The sequence below is a fragment of the Aeromonas sobria genome (assembly GCF_000820145.1).
GTDB lineage: Bacteria > Pseudomonadota > Gammaproteobacteria > Enterobacterales > Aeromonadaceae > Aeromonas > Aeromonas sobria.
In genome coordinates this window covers 356151-373996 of the sequence record NZ_CDBW01000006.1, presented here as the reverse complement: position 1 = coordinate 373996, position 17846 = coordinate 356151, and the positions used below count along the sequence as shown (strand labels likewise).

Annotated in this window: 12 protein-coding genes; all 12 read left to right on the top strand. The window is 61.8% G+C overall.

Going from position 1 to position 17846, the window contains the following annotated elements:
* The first annotated feature begins 114 nt into the window (after window positions 1-114).
* The 12 genes from BN1135_RS04150 (at window position 115) to nuoH (ending at window position 17842) form a co-directional block, all read left to right on the top strand.
* Window positions 115-2253 (top strand): TonB-dependent hemoglobin/transferrin/lactoferrin family receptor, encoded by a 2139-nt coding sequence (locus BN1135_RS04150; protein ID WP_042019055.1) that lies wholly within the window; start codon window positions 115-117, stop codon window positions 2251-2253.
* Window positions 2253-4259: a prolyl oligopeptidase family serine peptidase gene (locus BN1135_RS04145; protein WP_042019054.1), complete on the top strand. Its 2007-nt coding sequence runs from the start codon at window positions 2253-2255 to the stop codon at window positions 4257-4259. The genes BN1135_RS04150 and BN1135_RS04145 overlap by 1 nt, the downstream gene beginning before the upstream one ends.
* Window positions 4256-6703: a proprotein convertase P-domain-containing protein gene (locus tag BN1135_RS04140; RefSeq protein ID WP_082186717.1), complete on the top strand. Its 2448-nt coding sequence runs from the start codon at window positions 4256-4258 to the stop codon at window positions 6701-6703. Before BN1135_RS04145 ends, BN1135_RS04140 begins: the two co-directional genes overlap by 4 nt.
* Before the next feature lie 59 nt (window positions 6704-6762).
* Entirely contained in the window at window positions 6763-8202 is a 1440-nt protein-coding gene (locus BN1135_RS04135; RefSeq protein WP_042019053.1) for an Lcl C-terminal domain-containing protein, read from the top strand.
* 13 nt (window positions 8203-8215) lie between these two features.
* Window positions 8216-8785, top strand: coding sequence for an Lcl C-terminal domain-containing protein (locus BN1135_RS04130; RefSeq protein WP_042019052.1), 570 nt, complete (start codon window positions 8216-8218; stop codon window positions 8783-8785).
* A gap of 379 nt (window positions 8786-9164) precedes the next feature.
* On the top strand, window positions 9165-9569 hold the full coding sequence (locus tag BN1135_RS04125; protein ID WP_042019051.1) for an NADH-quinone oxidoreductase subunit A: 405 nt from the start codon (window positions 9165-9167) through the stop codon (window positions 9567-9569).
* A 29-nt stretch (window positions 9570-9598) separates the two neighbouring features.
* The gene (locus BN1135_RS04120; protein ID WP_042019050.1) at window positions 9599-10273 is read left to right on the top strand and encodes a NuoB/complex I 20 kDa subunit family protein; all 675 of its coding nucleotides are present in this window, start codon (window positions 9599-9601) and stop codon (window positions 10271-10273) included.
* Between the two features lie 2 nt (window positions 10274-10275).
* Window positions 10276-12081, top strand: a complete 1806-nt coding sequence (gene nuoC, locus BN1135_RS04115; protein WP_042019049.1) for an NADH-quinone oxidoreductase subunit C/D — start codon at window positions 10276-10278, stop codon at window positions 12079-12081.
* A 91-nt stretch (window positions 12082-12172) separates the two neighbouring features.
* Window positions 12173-12715, top strand: a complete 543-nt coding sequence (gene nuoE, locus BN1135_RS04110) for an NADH-quinone oxidoreductase subunit NuoE (RefSeq protein ID WP_042019048.1) — start codon at window positions 12173-12175, stop codon at window positions 12713-12715.
* The gene (gene nuoF / locus BN1135_RS04105) at window positions 12712-14097 is read left to right on the top strand and encodes an NADH-quinone oxidoreductase subunit NuoF (protein WP_042019047.1); all 1386 of its coding nucleotides are present in this window, start codon (window positions 12712-12714) and stop codon (window positions 14095-14097) included. Before nuoE ends, nuoF begins: the two co-directional genes overlap by 4 nt.
* 41 nt (window positions 14098-14138) lie before the next feature.
* Entirely contained in the window at window positions 14139-16877 is a 2739-nt protein-coding gene (nuoG, locus tag BN1135_RS04100) for an NADH-quinone oxidoreductase subunit NuoG (RefSeq protein WP_042019046.1), read from the top strand.
* Window positions 16874-17842 carry an NADH-quinone oxidoreductase subunit NuoH gene (gene nuoH, locus BN1135_RS04095; protein WP_042019045.1) on the top strand — a complete coding sequence of 323 codons (969 nt, stop codon included), beginning with the start codon at window positions 16874-16876 and terminating at the stop codon, window positions 17840-17842. Before nuoG ends, nuoH begins: the two co-directional genes overlap by 4 nt.
* The last annotated feature ends 4 nt before the right edge of the window (window positions 17843-17846 follow it).

The following is a 17846-nucleotide window of genomic DNA, read 5'->3' as shown; positions in this document are numbered from 1 at the left end:
CTCACTAATATCAACGCCATAAGATCTTAATGATAATGATTGCCATTTATTGTCAAGCGGTCAGGCCTCTGCAATAATGCCGCCCCTCAGGCTTAAATAAAAACAATTATCATTATGAACAAACTGCTTCAGGCATGGCCGGCACTCCTGTGTGCCTCCGCTGGCGCGGCCGATCTTCCCCCTGTGGAGAAGGCGCGCAGCGACGACACCATCATTGTTACCGGGCAACGGGTACAACAGAAACTCTCCGATGTCTCCGGCTCCATCACCGTCATCACCCAGGAAGAGCTGGACCGTCAGGTCGCCAGCGAGCTGACCCATGTGTTTCGCAAGATCCCCGGTGTCTCGGTCACCGGCTCTGCCGGGCGACCGCAAAACATCAGCGTGCGCGGCATAGGTGGCAACCGCATCCTGCTGATCAAGGATGGTGTGCGCGTCAGCGATGGCTTTGGCGCCGATAACATCAATGACAAGGTGGGTCGCTTCAACTTCGATCTCGATGACATCAAGCAGATTGAGGTGGCCAAAGGGGCCGGATCCTCACTGCATGGCTCCGATGCCATCGGCGGCACCGTGGTGATGAATACCAAGCAGCCGGAAGATTATCTGCAACAGCAGGATAGCTATCTGGCGGCCAAGACCCTCTACGGTGGCGACAGCAACAAGAAGAAGCTCAGCATGACCGGCGCGGTGCGGGCGCTGGAGAGCGAACATCTGCTACGCCTCTCCGGCTGGCGCGGCAACGAAACCGCCAACTTTGAGGAGAACCGCATTCCGGCAGATCTGGATGGCATGAGTGCCTCCACCAGCAGCCGCCTCCCCCTCAATGCCCATCACGCCCTGCGGCTGGAGCTGGACTACTACGAGGATCATGCCAAACGCCAGATGGGCCCCAAAGCGGTGCCCCAACCCGATGGCAGCTGGGATGTGGTCGGTTTTCAGGAAGATGGCGATCAGCGCACCCAGGGCGGCAAACTCGGCTGGGAAGCCAGCGATCTGGGCATGGTCGATACCCTCAACTGGAGCCTGTTTGGCAACCAGTCACGTAACGAGGCCAACCAGCGCCAGCTGCTGCGCAACGATGCCCTGAGCGGCTATCCCAGATATCGCAGCCAGCGCACCCTCTCCACGTTCGAGGAGCTGCGCCTTGGCAGCGAGCTGGAGCTGCAGAGCAAGCTGAGCACCGGCTCGCTGGATCACACCTTCAGCTACGGTGTGGAGCTGGAGCAGGCCAACCACGAGCGGCCGGTCAGCAATCTGACCCTGGAAGATGGCATCACCACCCAGGGACAGAAAGCCCCCTTCAGCAAGGCCGAGACCCGCCGCGATGGTATCTGGCTGAGCGATGTGATCGATTTGGGCCGCTGGCAGTTTACCCCAACCCTGCGCTTTGACCGCCAGCGCCTGCGCGCACCGGACAGCAATCTGGCACAGAACCACAGCGATCACATCTCCCCCAGTCTGGCGGCCAGTTACCGCTTCAACGAGACATGGCGCAGCTGGCTCAGCTATGCCAACGGCTTCCGCGCCCCCGCTTACGATCAGGTTTACGGCAACATTCCCCACTACTTTGCCATGCCGCCGTTCGAGATCATTGCCAACCCCAACCTCAAGGAGGAGACCAGCCACAGTCTGGAGTGGGGAGTGAATGGGCAAAGTGACAACTGGAGCGTCAAACCGGCCGTTTTCTACAACCGCTACTACAACTTCATCGACTGGCGCCAGACCGGTTTCCGCCTCGATGACGGTGTCTTCCTGCGTCAGTATCGCAACGTCGCCAAAGCGGAAACCTGGGGCGCCGAGCTGGCCGCCAGCCTCTGGCTGAGCGACGAGTGGGAGCTCTCCTCCAATCTGGCCTGGATGGATGGCAAGGATCACCGCGGCGAGCCGCTGCGCACCCAGACACCGCTGGAAGGCAACACCACCTTGCGCTGGCAGCAGCTTAACTTGGGGGTTGAGCTCAGTGGCAACTATGCCGCCGCCATGACCAAGGTGCCCCAGTGCGCCAGTGCCCAAATTGGCTACAGCGGCGCCTGCCAGAGCAGCGCAGGCTGGTTCAGTCTGGATCTCACCGGCGACTGGCAGATCACCGAGGCGCTCAAGGTCAATGCCACCATCGGCAACCTGCTCGATACCCGCTACGTCCGCTATCAGGATGTGGCCGGACTTCCGGCTGGCAGCGACACCTCCCTCTACAGCCAGAGCGGCCGCTACCTGTCAGCCAGCCTCAGCTACCGTTTCGTGGGGATGTGATGAAACATCATGCAATCATGGCGGCCCTGTTGGCCGCCCCGTTGGCGTGGGCGCAAGAGGCCCTGCCACCGCCTATCCCGTCCCAGCCACACCTGATTTCGGGCAGTCCCGTACGCCAGGATCCCTACTTTTGGTTGCGGGACGAGAGCCGCAGCAACCCGGCCATTCTCGCCCTGCTCAAGCAGCAAAATCGCTGGAGCGAGCAGCAACTCGCCGCGCAGCAGCCGCTGGAAGCCACCCTGCGCGCCGAGTTTGCCCGCCATCCGGCGGGGGAACCGATGCCAGACAACTGGCTTGTGCGTGGCGATCAGGCATGGCAGTTGCGTCCGGACGGCTCCCTCTGGCAACGCCACGGGGGCAAGGCGCAGCAACGGCTCCCCGCCAGAGCGGGTGAGGGCTACTACGAAGCGGGCGGCTGGGCCCTGAGCCCGGATAACCGCACGCTGGCCGTCGCCGAAGATCGCCGGGGCGATCTCGACTATCAGGTCACCCTGCTCGATATCCAGAGCGGCAAGGCGCTGGCCAGCTTGGCGCAGCGCAGCGCCGATCTCGCCTGGTCACAAGATGGTCGCACCCTCTACACCATCGCCAACGAGCGCTACACCCTGCGCCCCTGGCAGTTGCGCGGCTGGCAGGATGGCCAGGAGCAGACCCTCTATGAGGAGCAGGATCCCGCCTGGCTGCTCAGCCTCTATCGCACCACGGATGGCCAGCATCTGGTGTTGCAGGGCAACAACCACGACAGCTCGGAGCAGTACCTGCTCGACTCGGGCAAGCCACTGCAGGTCAAACCCCGCCAGCGCGGGGTGGAATACTATCTGGACAGCCAATCCGGCTGGGTGATCAAGAGCAACCGGGAGGGGGCGTTTGCCCTCTACTCAGCCAGCACGCCGCTCGGTGAGTGGCAGCGCCTGTGGCCCGCCAAAGGGGAGGATCTCGGCGATCCCGAGAAGTGGCGGCTGTTTGATCGCCATCTGGTGGTGCAGTTTCGCCAGCAGGGGGAGGATTGGCTCGCCCTCCTCGATCGCAACGGCCATGAACGCCAGCGCCTGCCGCTGGCCAGTGGCGCAGGAACCGGCTGGCTGCAAGGAGAACATGACCCGGCCAGCGACCGCATTCTGGTGCGCAGTCAGGGCTTGAGCCAGCCCCCAGGCCAGCGCTGGCTGGATTTGAATAACGGTCAGTGGTTCAACGACCAGCACTCCGGTGACGACAAGGCATTGCCCTATCAAAGCGAGCGGCGCTGGGTCACCTCTGCCGATGGCACCCGGGTGCCTGTCTCGCTGGTGTGGCGCAAAGATCTGGCTCCCCGCGCCGTGCTGCTCTACGGCTATGGCGCCTATGGCACGCCGATGCGCCCCTACTACCAGAAAGAGCTGCTGAGCCTGCTGGATCGGGGCTTTGTCTACGCCATCGCCCATGTGCGCGGCGGCGGCATGCTGGGGGAGCAGTGGACCCGCGACGGGCGGGGCATCCACAAGCAGAACGGCATCAGCGACTTTATCGCTGCCGGTAACACCCTGCGCCACTGGTCGCCCGACGTCCCCCCTCTACCCCTGTTTGCCATGGGTGGCAGCGCGGGGGGCACCCTGGTCGCTGCGGCCCTCAACCAGCAACCGACACTCTTTAGCGGCGCCGTGTTGCAGGTTCCCTTCGTCGATATGCTCGGCACCATGAGCGATCCCGCCCTCCCCTTGACCCGTCAGGAGTACCAGGAGTGGGGCAATCCGGCCAAGCCCGCAGAGTATCAGGCGATGCGCCGCATCAGCCCCTACGACAACCTGCACCGCGCACCGTACCCACCCCTGCTGGTCACCACCGCCCTGCACGACAGTCAGGTGCCCTACTGGGAGCCGGTCAAGTGGCTGGCCCGCCTGCGGGAGCACAGCACGGGCTCCGGCCCCTACCTGCTGCTGACCGAACTGGAGGGGGGCCACCGCGCCGGTGGTGGCGATCGGGCTCGTGAATTTGCCTTCTTGTTGCATCTGGCGGGGATCAACCAATGACCCTGCCGCTGATTGGGAGTACCACTATGAAACCCCTGTTGCCCGCCCTCTTGCTGGGGCTGGCTGGCTTTGCCACCGAGGCCGCCGAACTGCGTTTTGTCGAACAGAACGCCCCCGCCGATACCCGCCTCTGGCTCGAACAGCAGCTCGGTGTCACCCTGAGTGATGCCCCGGCCTATCAGCGCCAAGGCAAGCTGGGCCACTATCTGCACTATCGCCAGCAGCTCAATGGTACACCGATCGCCGGCCTGATGGCCGCCGTCAGTCTCGATGAGCAGGGTCGCCCGTGGCGTCTCTATCACAATACCCGACTGATGCAGGCACAGGCGACGCCATGTGATGAAGCAAGCCGCGCCGGGGGGGATGCCTATACCGCCACGCTGGATGGCACTGTGTGGCAATTCGCCGGCAGTGAAGAAGCCCAGCCCTGGTACTGGCAGGATGGTGACACCCTGACCCCGGCCTGGCGTCTGCTGGCGGTGGAAAGCCAGCCGGGCAACAACAAAAGCAGCCACTGGCAACTGTTTGTCACTTGCGATGGTAGCGCCCTGCTGGGGCGCACGCTGCAAGAGGCCAACACCCGTGCCGAAGCGGCCCCGCTGGCAGGGGAAACGGCCACTGTGCAGGCACGCATCTTTGCCCTCGATCCCCGCACCCAGTTGCAAGATGGCAGCCTGCTGTGGCGCCATGATCTGGTGCTGGACAACGGGGCCTATCGCACCGTGCCGCTCACGGTACAAAAGGTGGATAACACCTACCTGCTGAGCGGCCCTCGCGCCCGGGTCGTGGATGGCACGGCGCCGGCAACCGTTCCCTTTAGCAGCTCTGATGCCGATGGCTTCCAGCTGGATCACCAGCAGCCTGCCTTCCTCGATATCAATGGCTACTACCATCTGGATCTGGCCCAGCGCCATGTGGAATCCCTTGGCTACCCGGCGCTGATGGGCGGCCCCCTGGCCATCGATACCGATGCCGGAGAGCAGGACAACTCCCTCTATGATCCCTTCCTGCGCCGGTTGGAAATTGGCCGGGTCGGCGTGCCCGATGCCGAAGATCCCATGGTGATCTGGCACGAGTTTGGCCATGCGGTGCAGCACCATATCCTGCCCGACATGGGAGACGAGGGTGACTGGGGCGCCATCGGTGAGGGCTTTAGCGACTATCTGGCCGCCAGCTGGCGCCAGCGCAGTCCAGAGGCCCGCCAGTTCGAGCCTTTCATGGTCTTCAACTGGGATGCCAGGATCAGCGGCCGGACGCCGCGTCAGCTCGATGATCTGCGGGCGCGCTATCATCCGGGCTTCCTCTATCCGGCTCACCTCACCATCAATGGCAGCAACGGCGACCAGCTGTGGGGCACCCCGCTCTTCACCGCGCTGCGCCAGGCCGTTGAACAGTATGGTGATATAGCCCGTGACGAGTTCGATACCCTGCTGATTGAATCCCACTTCGGCCTCGGCCCGCAGGTGCGGATGCCCCAGCTGGCGCGCGTCACCGTGGATACCGCCAACCGCCTCTATCCGGATCGCAGCTATGGCCAGTTGCTGGAGCAGGCCTTCCGCCACCACGCCCTGCTGCCCACGCCCATCGCGGCCCGCCTAGCCGATGACAGCTACCTGCTGCCCGGAGAGAAAAAGAGCCTCGCCATCGAATTGACCAACCAGAGCGGCCGCCCCCTGACCGTGGCCGACGCCAGCCTGCTCCCGACCAAGGGGCTCATGGGTGACGGTCACTGGCTGGGAGAGCTCAACGCCGATGGCACCGCCCGCTGGACCCTGCCGCTGGAAGCGGCGAGCAACCTGACCTGTGGCGAGGCAGTCATCTTGCCGCTGCAGTTCCAGCTCACCCTGCCCAGCCCCACCGAGCGCCAGACCCGCCTTGACCTGCAACTGCCGATCGGTGAACCGCTCTGGCAGCGGGCCATCGGCCAGGGTGGCCAGATCAAGGATGCGCTGAGCAATGAACGGCACGGCCTGTCCCGCTTCACTCTCACCCTGCCCGAGAGCAAGGCCCGCATCGACAGCGGATTCGTGGTCGCCCTCGATCTGGAACACAGCAAGCTGGAGCAGTTGGAGATCTGGCTCACCTCCCCTTACGGCACCCGGATCAGTCTGTGGAACAAGGGCTACGCCAGCCATACCCGGCTCAAGGGGGAGTTCCCCCGTGAACTGGTACCGTTCGAATCGCTGGATAAGCTGCACGGTGAACCGCTCGCTGGCCGCTGGCTGCTGGAGATCAACGACACCAGCGCCGGTGACATCGGTCAGTTGCGCAACTGGCGCGTAGCCCAACAAGTCGGCGCCCGCTGCGACAAGGATGAAGCCCTGCCCAACACAGGCATCATTCCTCTTGAGCAGGATGAAGGGGGTGGCGGCACGGCGTCCCCCCTGCTGCTGTTGCTGGCCCTGTGGCCCCGCCTCTGGCGCCGGAGCACCCCGCGCCGTTGAATCCTGTACCACGGGGGTTACCGCCCCCGTGAACCTGTGACCGAATCAAGGAATGTGAAGTGAAACCATCCGTACTGGTTATTGCAACCCTCTCAGCCCTGCTCAGCGCCTGTGGCGGCGGGGAAGATAACGCACCACTGGCGATCCCTGACTACCGGGTCGATGTCGACCTGCCGACCGCCGGCACCCTGTGCGCCGATCTGGATCAGAACTGGCAATGTGATCCCGCCGATCCTGCCGTCAGCGGCGAAGGAGCTGTGGCCCTTGTCAGCCGCTCGGCCAACATCGTCAACTCGCCCCTGCTGTTCGTACCGCGCGCCGGAGGGCTGCTGCTGGCGCATCCGGCCGCCAAAGGGGAGCCACAACGGCTGCAACCGACCCTGCTCAGCACCCTGTGGCAGAGCCGCATTGCCGAAGGGGTGGCCGCCGATCGCGCACTGACACAGTTGCTGACCGATCTCGCGCCGCTGCAACCGGGCAGCGACCGCGCGGCCCTCGCAGGTCTCGGCCAGTTTGATCAGGCGCTGCAGAAGGTGGCGATCAGCTTGCAGCAACAGGCCCGCACACGCCTTGCCACCGCCAAGGAGACGCAGTTGCTCACCACCAGCTATCGCGCCATCAGCCTGATGCTGGGGCAATTGGCTCAGGAGTGGCAGCGCAACGGACAATTTGCCGAAGAGACCCAAAGCGAGCTGCTGACCCTGCTGGCGCAACAGCAGCCACGCAACCTGCTGACCGTCAGCGGCGTCACCACCTTCAGCGATGGCAACGATCCGCTGCTGGAACAGGAACCTACCGACTATCCGGGGCAAGATGCCAGCTGGAATCGCACTCGTCCCCAGCTTGCCTATCGCAAGCTTGATGATCGCGGTCAGGTGCTCCCCGACAGCGCGCCGAGCTGGCAGTGCGTCAAGGATCTCAATACCGGTCTGGTATGGGAGGTCAAATCGGACGACCCCTTGAGTCCGGCCTGGAAAAGCAGACCCTTTGCCTATGAGGATGAGCAATTCAAGGCGACCGCAGGCGAACAGCAAGCGGCCTACCAGCATATCCATAACAGGATCGAACAGCTCACAGCCGAAGGGGATCTGTCTGCCCTCGCCCGGGCACAGGCGCTGACCACCATGCTGACCACCCGCGCATATCAGCAGTGGCTCAATGGCGAACAACGCTGCGGCATCAGCCAGTGGCGGCTGCCCACCATGGGCGATCTGATGTCACTGATGCACTACGGCAGCCTGGCCAAGGACCCGCTGGGTCAGCGCATCATCGTGGATACCCGTTACTTCCCGGATATCGCCCCATCGGAAGATGACACCTACGATGGCTACTACTGGAGCTCCACCAGCAACACCGCCCAGCGCTTCTCCGGTGGCCCCATCAGCAAACGCACGGCCCTGTTCCTGGGAGATGATGCGGGCACCACTTATCCCGCATTGGTTCAGCAAGATGACTATATCGAACTGATGCAGGTGCGACTGGTCGCCACTCCCCAATAATCCGAGGAATATCATGAACCTTTATCGTTTTTCGTTCGCCATGCTGGCACTGCTGGCCCCCCTTGCCCACGGCGCTGCCATTTGTGATGACACCATGGATCGCACCGCCCCCTCTGCCCGTTTTCTTGACCATGGCAACGGCACCGTCACCGATCAACACACCGGCCTCACCTGGATGCGCTGCAAACTGGGGCAAACATGGGATGGCGGTAGTTGCCTGGGGGAACCGACCGCTTACTACTGGCAGCAGGGGTTGCAAGTGGCGGAGCGGATCCGCAGTGACAGCAGCCATGCTCTCTATCACTTCGGCGGTGTCAGCCAGTGGCGCCTGCCCGACATCAAGGAGCTGGCGACCCTGGTCGAGCATGCCTGCTACAAGCCCTCTCTCAATGAAGCCATTTTCCCGCGCGCCATGGCGGGAGATGGTAAAGAGGTCAACGACGGCTACGTCTATCTGATGAGCAGCACGGTGGCCTCCGCCAATGGCCAGCGGGCGTATCTGGATATCACCTCGGGAGACATCGGTTTTCGCGTCATTGGCGCCTACCCGGATCAGGTTTTGCTGGTCGCCAATAAACCCTGACCGCCCCACTTTCGAAACCGGAACGTTATGACAAGAGAGGCTTGCGAGCCTCTCTTGTTGTTATCTTTGTAACAGCCACGTCTCACCTGCCACCACATTCTTCGCCCACCGACGGTCCATCTCCGTAATGCCGACCTGACCCGGCTTCGCACGCGACATTTACCCCTTTCAGGTGATGGCTAGGAGCAGCTTTCTGCTCTTTCCAAGCCTTTCCTGCCTGCCATAACCAGTAAAAAAGTGCGCTCCTTAACAGAATTTAATTTCCAGTTAACAGATTAATAATTAACTCGTAAAAATGGCATGTAAATCAGTGCGAAAGTGTCATAATGCGTAACATCATTGTTAAGTCGCATGATTAATTTGGTTAGGAAAAACCTCTATGTTTGCTGATATTTCTGCTCAACATTGGGCTTTTGCCATTTATGTCATAGGTGCCATCGCTATCTGTTTGACGATGATAGGTCTCGCCGCGCTGCTGGGGGGACGCGCCTATGGTCGTGCCAAAAACAAGCCCTTCGAATCTGGCATTGACTCGGTTGGCACTGCCCGCCTGCGTTTTTCCGCCAAGTTCTATCTGGTCGCCATGTTCTTCGTCATCTTCGACGTCGAGGCACTCTATCTTTTCGCCTGGTCTGTCTCCGTTCGCGAAACCGGCTGGGTCGGTTTTATTGAAGCCGCTATTTTCATCACGCTGCTCTTAATCGGTCTGATCTACCTGTGGCGCATCGGCGCCCTGGAGTGGTCACCGCGCAAGCCGCAACTGAACGATAAAAAAACTGATTGAACCACAGACCCTTTCCTTGAGGTTGCACCATGAAGTACACCCTGACCCGGATTGACCCGGATGCGCCGGTTGAGCGCTATCCCCAGGAGCAGCGCCAGACCGTCGATGATCCGCTGGCGCAAGAAGCGACGCGCGGCATCATGATGGGCCGTCTCGAGGAGGTGCTGCAAGACACAGTCAATTGGGGCCGCAAGAACTCCCTCTGGCCCTACAACTTTGGTATCTCCTGCTGCTACGTGGAGATGTGTACCGCCTTCACCTCCCCCCATGACGTAGCCCGCTTCGGCGCCGAAGTTATCCGAGCATCGCCCCGTCAGGCTGATTTCATGGTGATTGCAGGGACGCCCTTCATCAAGATGGCGCCGGTCATTCAACGACTGTACGAGCAACTGCTCGAACCCAAGTGGGTGATCTCCATGGGCGCCTGTGCCAACTCCGGTGGCATGTATGACATCTACTCGGTAGTACAGGGTGTCGACAAGTTCCTGCCGGTCGATGTCTACATTCCGGGTTGCCCGCCCCGTCCCGAAGCCTTTCTGCAAGCCCTGATGCTGCTGCAGGACTCCATCGGCAAAGAGCGCCGCCCCCTCTCCTGGACGGTAGGCGATCAGGGGATCTACCGTCCCCAGATGCAAGCCGAAAAAGAGCGCAAGCGCGGCGAGCGGATCAATGTGACCAACCTGCGTACGCCGGATGAGATCTGACCATGAAACTGACTCGTGATTTTCCCAGCAATTACGCCATGGCCCAGTGGCAGCCCAGCGACCACCAGGATGCCAAAATCATTGGCGAACTGTTTGCCCACTTCGGAGCCGAGCACTTCACTGTGCAAAGCACCCGTACTGGCGTGCCGGTGGTCTGGCTCCCTCGCGAGCTGCTGCAAGACGTGATTGGCTTCCTGCGCAAGGTACCCTCTCCGTTCGTGATGTTGTTTGATCTCAGCGCCACCGACGAGCGGCTGCGCAGCCATCGCGACGGCCTGCCCCCCAGCGACTTCACCATCTTCTATCACCTCATCTCCATCGACCGTAACGCCGATGTGATGTTGAAAGTGGCGCTGGCCGAGAGTGACCTGCATCTGCCTACCATCACCAACCACTTCCCCAATGCCAACTGGTATGAGCGGGAAGTGTGGGACCTGATGGGGATCACCTTCGATGGTCACCCCCATCTGACCCGCATCATGATGCCCAAGAACTGGCAGGGTCACCCGCTGCGCAAAGACTATCCGGCGCGCGCCACTGAATTTGATCCCTTCATGCTCGATGCCGCCAAACAGGACATGGAGCAGGAGAACCTGCTGTTCAAACCGGAAGAGTGGGGCCTGGCCCGTGGTAACGAGAACGAGGACTACATGTTCCTCAACCTCGGCCCCAACCACCCCTCTGCCCACGGCGCCTTCCGGCTGGTGTTGCAACTTGACGGGGAAGAGATCCGCAACTGCGTGCCCGACATTGGCTACCACCATCGTGGTGCCGAGAAGATGGGCGAGCGCCAGTCCTGGCACAGCTACATCCCCTATACCGACCGGGTCGAGTATCTGGGCGGTGTAATGAATAACCTCCCCTACGTGCTGGCAGTCGAGAAGCTGGCAGGTATCAAGGTGCCGCAGCGGGTCGACATGATCCGGGTGATGATGGCGGAGCTGTTCCGCATCCAGAGCCACCTGCTGTTCCTCGGTACCTATATTCAGGACGTGGGGGCCATGACACCGGTCTTCTTCACCTTCACCGACCGGCAAAAAATCTACACCATCATCGAAGCGATCACCGGCGCCCGCATGCACCCGGCCTGGTTCCGCATCGGCGGCGTGGCGCACGATCTGCCGGTAGGCTGGGCTCGTCTCATCCAGGAGAACCTGCTGAACTGGCTGCCCAAGCGGCTGATGGATTACGAAAAAGCGGCGATGCGCAACAGCATCTTGCGCGGCCGCACCATAGGCGTCGCCCCCTATACCACAGAGCAGGCATTAGCGTGGGGCGTCACCGGCGGCGGTCTGCGCGCCACCGGCCTCAACTTCGACGTGCGCAAATGGCGCCCTTATTCGGGCTACGATCAGTTCGAGTTCGAGGTGCCGGTCGGTGCCAATGGGGATGTTTACGACCGCGGCATGATGCGCCTCGAAGAGATGCGCCAAAGCCTGCGTATCATAGAGCAGTGTGTGAATAACATGCCGGAGGGGCCCTTCAAGGCGGATCACCCGCTCACCACCCCGCCGCCCAAAGATCGCACCCTGCAGGATATAGAGACCCTGATCACCCACTTCCTGCAAGTGTCCTGGGGCCCGGTAATGCCTGCCGCAGAATCCTTCCAGATGATCGAGGCGACCAAGGGGATCAACAGCTATTACCTGACCAGCGATGGCTCCACCATGAGCTACCGGACCCGGATCCGCACCCCGAGCTTTGCTCACCTGCAACAGATCCCCTCGGTGATCAAGAACAGCATGGTGTCTGATCTCATTGCCTACCTGGGCAGTATCGATTTCGTTATGTCGGATGTGGACCGTTAAGTAACCGCTGGGTGTCCACCTGATGGGGACAGCCACCGATTACGAGACAACAGGACTCGCAGTTAAAGGACAAGCCACAAAAGGTCAAGTCATGAGCCAGCAATGTCAGTGTCACAATAATCAGACCCCAAAGGGGCAAGGGGCTTGCAGCAGCAAACAGAGCGATTTCGTTCTGAGCCAGGCTGAACGCGATGCCATTGAACACGAGAAACATCACTACGAAGATCCCCGCGCCGCCAGTATCGAAGCGCTCAAGATCGTGCAGCAGGCTCGCGGCTGGGTACCGGACGGTGCCATTCATGCCATCGCGGCCGAGCTCGGCATTCCCGCCAGCGACGTAGAGGGTGTCGCCACCTTCTATAGCCAAATCTTCCGCCAGCCGGTAGGGCGCCACATCATCCGGGTCTGCGACAGCATGGTCTGCTACATCAATGGCCATGAAGAGCTGATGGCCGGTCTCAAAGAGGTAATGAATCTCGGCCCGGGTCAAACCACGCCTGACGGCCGCTTCACCCTGCTGCCGGTCTGCTGCCTTGGCAACTGCGACAAGGGGCCAGCCATCATGATCGATGACGACACCTATGGCGGCCTCGACCCGGTGACATTGCTGAAAACCCTGGAGGCTTACCCATGAGCCAGCCTCAGAGCAAAATGCTCGCCTCTCTTGGCACCGCCAACCGCACTGCCCGCGCCGCCGAAACCCACCCCCTCACCTGGCGGTTGCGGGACGACGGCCAGCCGGTGTGGCTGGATGAATACCAGAGCAAGCAGGGCTATGAGGCTGCCCGCAAGGCACTCGGCCAGATGAGCCCGGACGAGATTGTCAGCACCGTCAAGGATGCCGGTCTCAAGGGGCGTGGCGGCGCAGGCTTCCCCACCGGCGTGAAGTGGGGGCTGATGCCCAAAGACGAGAGCATGAACATCCGTTACCTGCTCTGCAACGCCGATGAGATGGAGCCCAATACCTGGAAAGATCGCCTGCTGATGGAGCAACTGCCCCACCTGCTGATCGAGGGGATGATCATCTCGGCACGGGCCCTCAAGGCTTATCGCGGCTACATCTTCCTGCGTGGCGAGTATGTGGATGCCGCCATCAACCTGCGCAGGGCCGTAGAAGAGGCAAAAGCAGCGGGCCTGCTTGGCAAAAACATTCTCGGCTCGGGCTTTGACTTCGAGCTGTTCGTCCACACCGGCGCCGGTCGCTACATCTGTGGCGAAGAGACGGCGCTGATCAACTCGCTGGAAGGGCGCCGCGCTAACCCGCGCGCCAAACCGCCATTCCCCGCCGTCTCCGGCGTCTGGGGCAAACCCACTTGCGTCAATAACGTCGAAACCCTCTGCAACGTACCCGCCATCATCGGCAACGGCGTGGCTTGGTATCAGGGGCTGGCGCTGCCGGGCTCGGAAGATCACGGCACCAAGCTGATGGGTTTCTCCGGCAAGGTAAACAACCCGGGGGTCTGGGAGCTGCCTTTTGGCATCACTGCCCGCGAGCTGTTTGAAAACTATGCCGGCGGCATGAAGAGCGGCTATCGCCTGAAAGCCTGGCAACCGGGGGGCGCCGGTACCGGCTTCCTGCTGCCAGAGCACCTTGATGCCCGTATGTATACCGCTGGCATCGGTAAGGTCGGCACCCGAATGGGAACTGGTCTTGCCATGGCGGTGGATGACTCCATCAGCATGGTGAGCCTGCTGCGCAACATGGAAGAATTCTTCGCTCGCGAATCCTGCGGCTGGTGCACCCCCTGCCGCGACGGCCTGCCCTGGAGCGTCAAACTGCTGCGGGCACTGGAGCGTGGTGAGGGGCAATCCGGCGATCTGGCCACCCTGGAGCAACTCTGCGGTTTCCTTGGCCCGGGCAAGACCTTCTGCGCCCACGCACCGGGCGCCGTCGAGCCGCTCGCCAGCGCAATCAAATATTTCCGCTCCGAATTCGAGGCAGGGATCAAGGGCGCTGGTGACAACCACAAGCCATTTAAAGGGATCCAGCCCAATCTGCTGGGCGAACGCTGGTAACAACACCACCGATTTCACAAAACAGGTTTCAGGGAAGTTGTATGGCAACCATTTATGTAGACGGTAAAGAGTTCGAGGTAGACGGGGCAGACAACCTGCTGCAAGCCTGTCTGTCACTGGGTCTGGACGTCCCCTATTTTTGCTGGCATCCGGCGCTGGGTAGCGTCGGCGCCTGCCGCCAGTGCGCGGTCAAGCAGTATCAGAATGCCGACGACAAGCGCGGTCGTCTGGTCATGTCCTGCATGACCCCCTCTACCGATGGCACTTATATCTCCATCGAAGATGAAGAGGCAAAAGAGTTTCGCAAGTGCGTGGTGGAGTGGCAGATGACCAACCACCCCCACGACTGCCCGGTCTGTGAAGAGGGGGGCGCCTGCCACCTGCAGGACATGACGGTGATGACCGGCCACAACAGCCGTCGCTACCGCTTCACCAAGCGCACCCACCAGAATCAGGAGCTGGGCCCCTTCATCAATCACGAGATGAACCGCTGCATCGCCTGCTATCGCTGCGTTCGTTATTACAAGGATTATGCCGGTGGCGAGGATCTGGGTGTCTATGGCGCCCACGACAACGTCTATTTCGGCCGGGTCGAAGATGGCACCCTGGAGAGCGAATTTTCCGGCAACCTGGTGGAGGTCTGCCCCACCGGCGTCTTCACCGACAAGACCCACTCCGAGCGCTACAACCGCAAGTGGGACATGCAGTTTGCCCCCAGCATCTGCCAGCAATGTTCCGTGGGCTGCAACATCAGCCCGGGTGAGCGTTATGGCGAGCTGCGCCGCATCGAAAACCGCTTCCACGGCAGCCTCAACCACTACTTCCTCTGTGACCGTGGCCGCTTTGGCTATGGCTACGTCAATCTGGCGGATCGCCCGCGCCAGCCGCTGCTCAAAGATGGCAACGACCAGCTGACCATCACAGTCGATGGCGCCCTCAACCGCGCCGCCGATGCCCTGCGCACCGCCAATGGCCTCATCGGCATCGGCTCGCCCCGCGCCTCGCTGGAGAGCAACTTTGCCCTGCGCGAGCTGGTGGGTGAAGGCAACTTCTATGCAGGCGTCGAGCAGGCAGAATGGGCCTGTCAGCTGAAAATGCTGCAGATCCTGCAACAGGGCGGCGTGCCAACCCCGAGCCTGCGGGACATGGAAGAGGCCGATGCCATTCTGCTGCTCGGCGAAGATGTCACCATGAGCGCCGCCCGTATCGCGCTTGCGCTGCGTCAGGCCGTCAAGGGCAAGGCTCGCGAGCTGGCCCGCAAGATGAAGGTGGATCTGTGGCAAGTCGCCGCCGTTCAGACGTTGGGTCAGAACGAGCGCTACCCGCTGCTCATCACCAGTCTCGACACCACCCGTCTTGACGATGTAGCGGCCGACAAGCTGCACGCCCCCTACGCCGATCAGGCGCGCCTTGGCTTTGCCATCGCCAACCTGCTCGACCCGAGCGCACCGGCCGTGGCCGATCTCAGCCCCGAGCAACAGGCACAAGCGGCTCGCTGGGCCGAGCTGCTGGGCAACGCCAAGAAGCCGCTCATCATTGCAGGTTCCAGTGCCCGCGATGTGGCATTGGTCGACGCGGCCAGCAATATTGCCCACGCCCTGAAAAACCGTGGACTGGAAGCCAGCATCGCGCTGGTTGGCCAGGAGGCCAACTCGCTGGGTCTAGCCATGCTGGGCGCTCAAGCATTGTCAGACAAGCCGCTTGAAGCCGCCCTTGAGCGTATCGAGGCCGAAGAGGGGCTGGCGCTGGTCACCCTGGAGAACGATCTCTACCGCCGCGCACCGCGCAACCGGGTGGACGCAGCACTGGCCCGGCTGCAACACCTGCTGGTCATCGACCATCAGGCGACCCTGACCGCCAACAAGGCCGATCTGGTGCTGCCTGCGGCCAGTTTTGCCGAGGCCGATGGCACCCTGGTCAATATGGAAGGGCGCGCCCAGCGCTTCTTCCAGGTCTATGCGCCCGCCTTCTACAACGCCGACATTCAGGTGCGTGAAGGGTGGCGCTGGCTGGCGGCACTGCAAGGGGCGCTCGAGCACAAGCCGCTGCGCTGGCAGACCTATGAACAGATAAGCCATGACTGCGCCACCAGCCATCCGCTGCTGGCCACCATGCTGGAAGCGGCCCCCAACGCGGGCTTGCGCATCCGTGGCATGCGGTTGGCTCGTGAGCCGCACCGCTACAGCGGTCGCACCTCCATGCTGGCGGATCAGAACGTCAGCGAGCCGCGGGTGGCGCAAGATCCCGACTCCCCCTTCAACTTCTCCATGGAAGGGTATGCCGGTGCCCGCCAGAACATGCCGCAAGTGCCCTTTGCCTGGGCACCGGGCTGGAACTCACCCTCCGCCTGGAACAAGTTCCAGGATGAAGTTGGTGGTCATCTGCGTGCTGGCGATCCGGGTCGCCGTTTGCTGGAAGCAACAGAGGATACCCTTGGCTGGTTCACCACCATCCCAGCCCCCTTCAAGGCCGCAGAGGCACTGCAGGTGGTCAATTATGCCCAGCTGTTTGGCGGCGAGGAGCTGTCGGCCCGCAGCCCGGTGATTCAGGCCCGCATGAACGAACCCGAGCTGGTGCTAAATCCGGCAGATGCACAGCGTCTGACCCTCCATGGGGGCAGTCAGGTCTCATTCTCCTGGGGCGGTAGCCACTGGCAACTGCGCCTGCGTCTTAGTGCACAGCTGAGCGCCGGTCTGGTGGGGCTCCCCCTTGGGGTGAACGGCCTGCCAACGGCCCTGCAACAAGCCTCAATCACTAACCTGCAGGAGGTGATCGCATGAGCGAGTCGCTGATCGATCTGTTGCTGGAGGTGGGCAAGGCACTGATCGTGCTGGTGGGGATCGTGGGGGCTGGCGCCTTCATGAGCTTCATCGAGCGCCGTCTGCTGGCCCTGTGGCAGGATCGCTACGGCCCCAACCGGGTGGGGCCGTTTGGCCTGCTCCAGCTGGCCGCCGACATGATCAAGATGTTCTTCAAGGAGGACTGGATCCCGCCGTTCGCCGATCGCCGGATCTTTATCCTGGCCCCCATCATCGCCTTCACCGCCTTTATTCTGGCGTTTGCGGTGGTGCCCATCACCCCCACCTGGGGCGTGGCGGATCTCAACGTGGGGCTGCTCTACATCCTGGCCATCGCGGGGCTGGCGGTCTATGCGGTGCTGTTCGCCGGTTGGTCGAGCAACAACAAATACTCCCTGCTCGGCAGCTTGCGCGCCTCGGCCCAGACCCTCTCCTACGAGGTGTTTCTCGGGCTCTCCTTGATGGGGATCGTGATCCAGACCGGCAGCTTCAACCTGCGGGATATTGTCGAGGCACAGGCGGACCTGTGGAACGTGGTGCCCCAAATTCTGGGCTTTGTCACCTTCCTGTTTGCCGGTGTCGCCGTCACCCACCGCCATCCGTTTGACCAGCCGGAAGCCGAGCAGGAGCTCGCCGACGGCTATCACATCGAGTATGCGGGGATGAAGTGGGGTCTCTTCTTCGTGGGCGAATATATCGGCATCGTGCTGATCTCTTCGCTCATCGTGACCCTCTTCTTCGGTGGCTGGCATGGCCCCTGGTTGCCCCCCTTCATCTGGTTTGCTCTGAAGACCGCCTGTTTCATGGTGTTCTTCATCCTGCTGCGGGCTTCCCTGCCTCGCCCGCGCTTTGACCAGGTGATGTCGTTTGGCTGGAAAGTCTGCTTGCCGCTGACCCTGATCAATATGCTGATCACCGCGGCAGTTGTACTGATAAGTACGCAGTGAGGCA

Excerpts from the sequence above, each read along its gene's own strand:
- nuoF (WP_042019047.1), top strand. The coding sequence starts at position 12,712 with ATGAGCCAGCCTCAGAGCAAAATGCTCGCCTCTCTTGGCACCGCCAAC.
- BN1135_RS04130 (WP_042019052.1), top strand. The coding sequence starts at position 8,216 with ATGAACCTTTATCGTTTTTCGTTCGCCATGCTGGCACTGCTGGCCCCC.
- nuoC (WP_042019049.1), top strand. The coding sequence starts at position 10,276 with ATGAAACTGACTCGTGATTTTCCCAGCAATTACGCCATGGCCCAGTGG.
- nuoG (WP_042019046.1), top strand. The coding sequence starts at position 14,139 with ATGGCAACCATTTATGTAGACGGTAAAGAGTTCGAGGTAGACGGGGCA.
- BN1135_RS04125 (WP_042019051.1), top strand. The coding sequence starts at position 9,165 with ATGTTTGCTGATATTTCTGCTCAACATTGGGCTTTTGCCATTTATGTC.
- nuoH (WP_042019045.1), top strand. The coding sequence starts at position 16,874 with ATGAGCGAGTCGCTGATCGATCTGTTGCTGGAGGTGGGCAAGGCACTG.
- nuoE (WP_042019048.1), top strand. The coding sequence starts at position 12,173 with ATGAGCCAGCAATGTCAGTGTCACAATAATCAGACCCCAAAGGGGCAA.
- BN1135_RS04140 (WP_082186717.1), top strand. The coding sequence starts at position 4,256 with ATGACCCTGCCGCTGATTGGGAGTACCACTATGAAACCCCTGTTGCCC.
- BN1135_RS04145 (WP_042019054.1), top strand. The coding sequence starts at position 2,253 with ATGAAACATCATGCAATCATGGCGGCCCTGTTGGCCGCCCCGTTGGCG.
- BN1135_RS04150 (WP_042019055.1), top strand. The coding sequence starts at position 115 with ATGAACAAACTGCTTCAGGCATGGCCGGCACTCCTGTGTGCCTCCGCT.
- BN1135_RS04120 (WP_042019050.1), top strand. The coding sequence starts at position 9,599 with ATGAAGTACACCCTGACCCGGATTGACCCGGATGCGCCGGTTGAGCGC.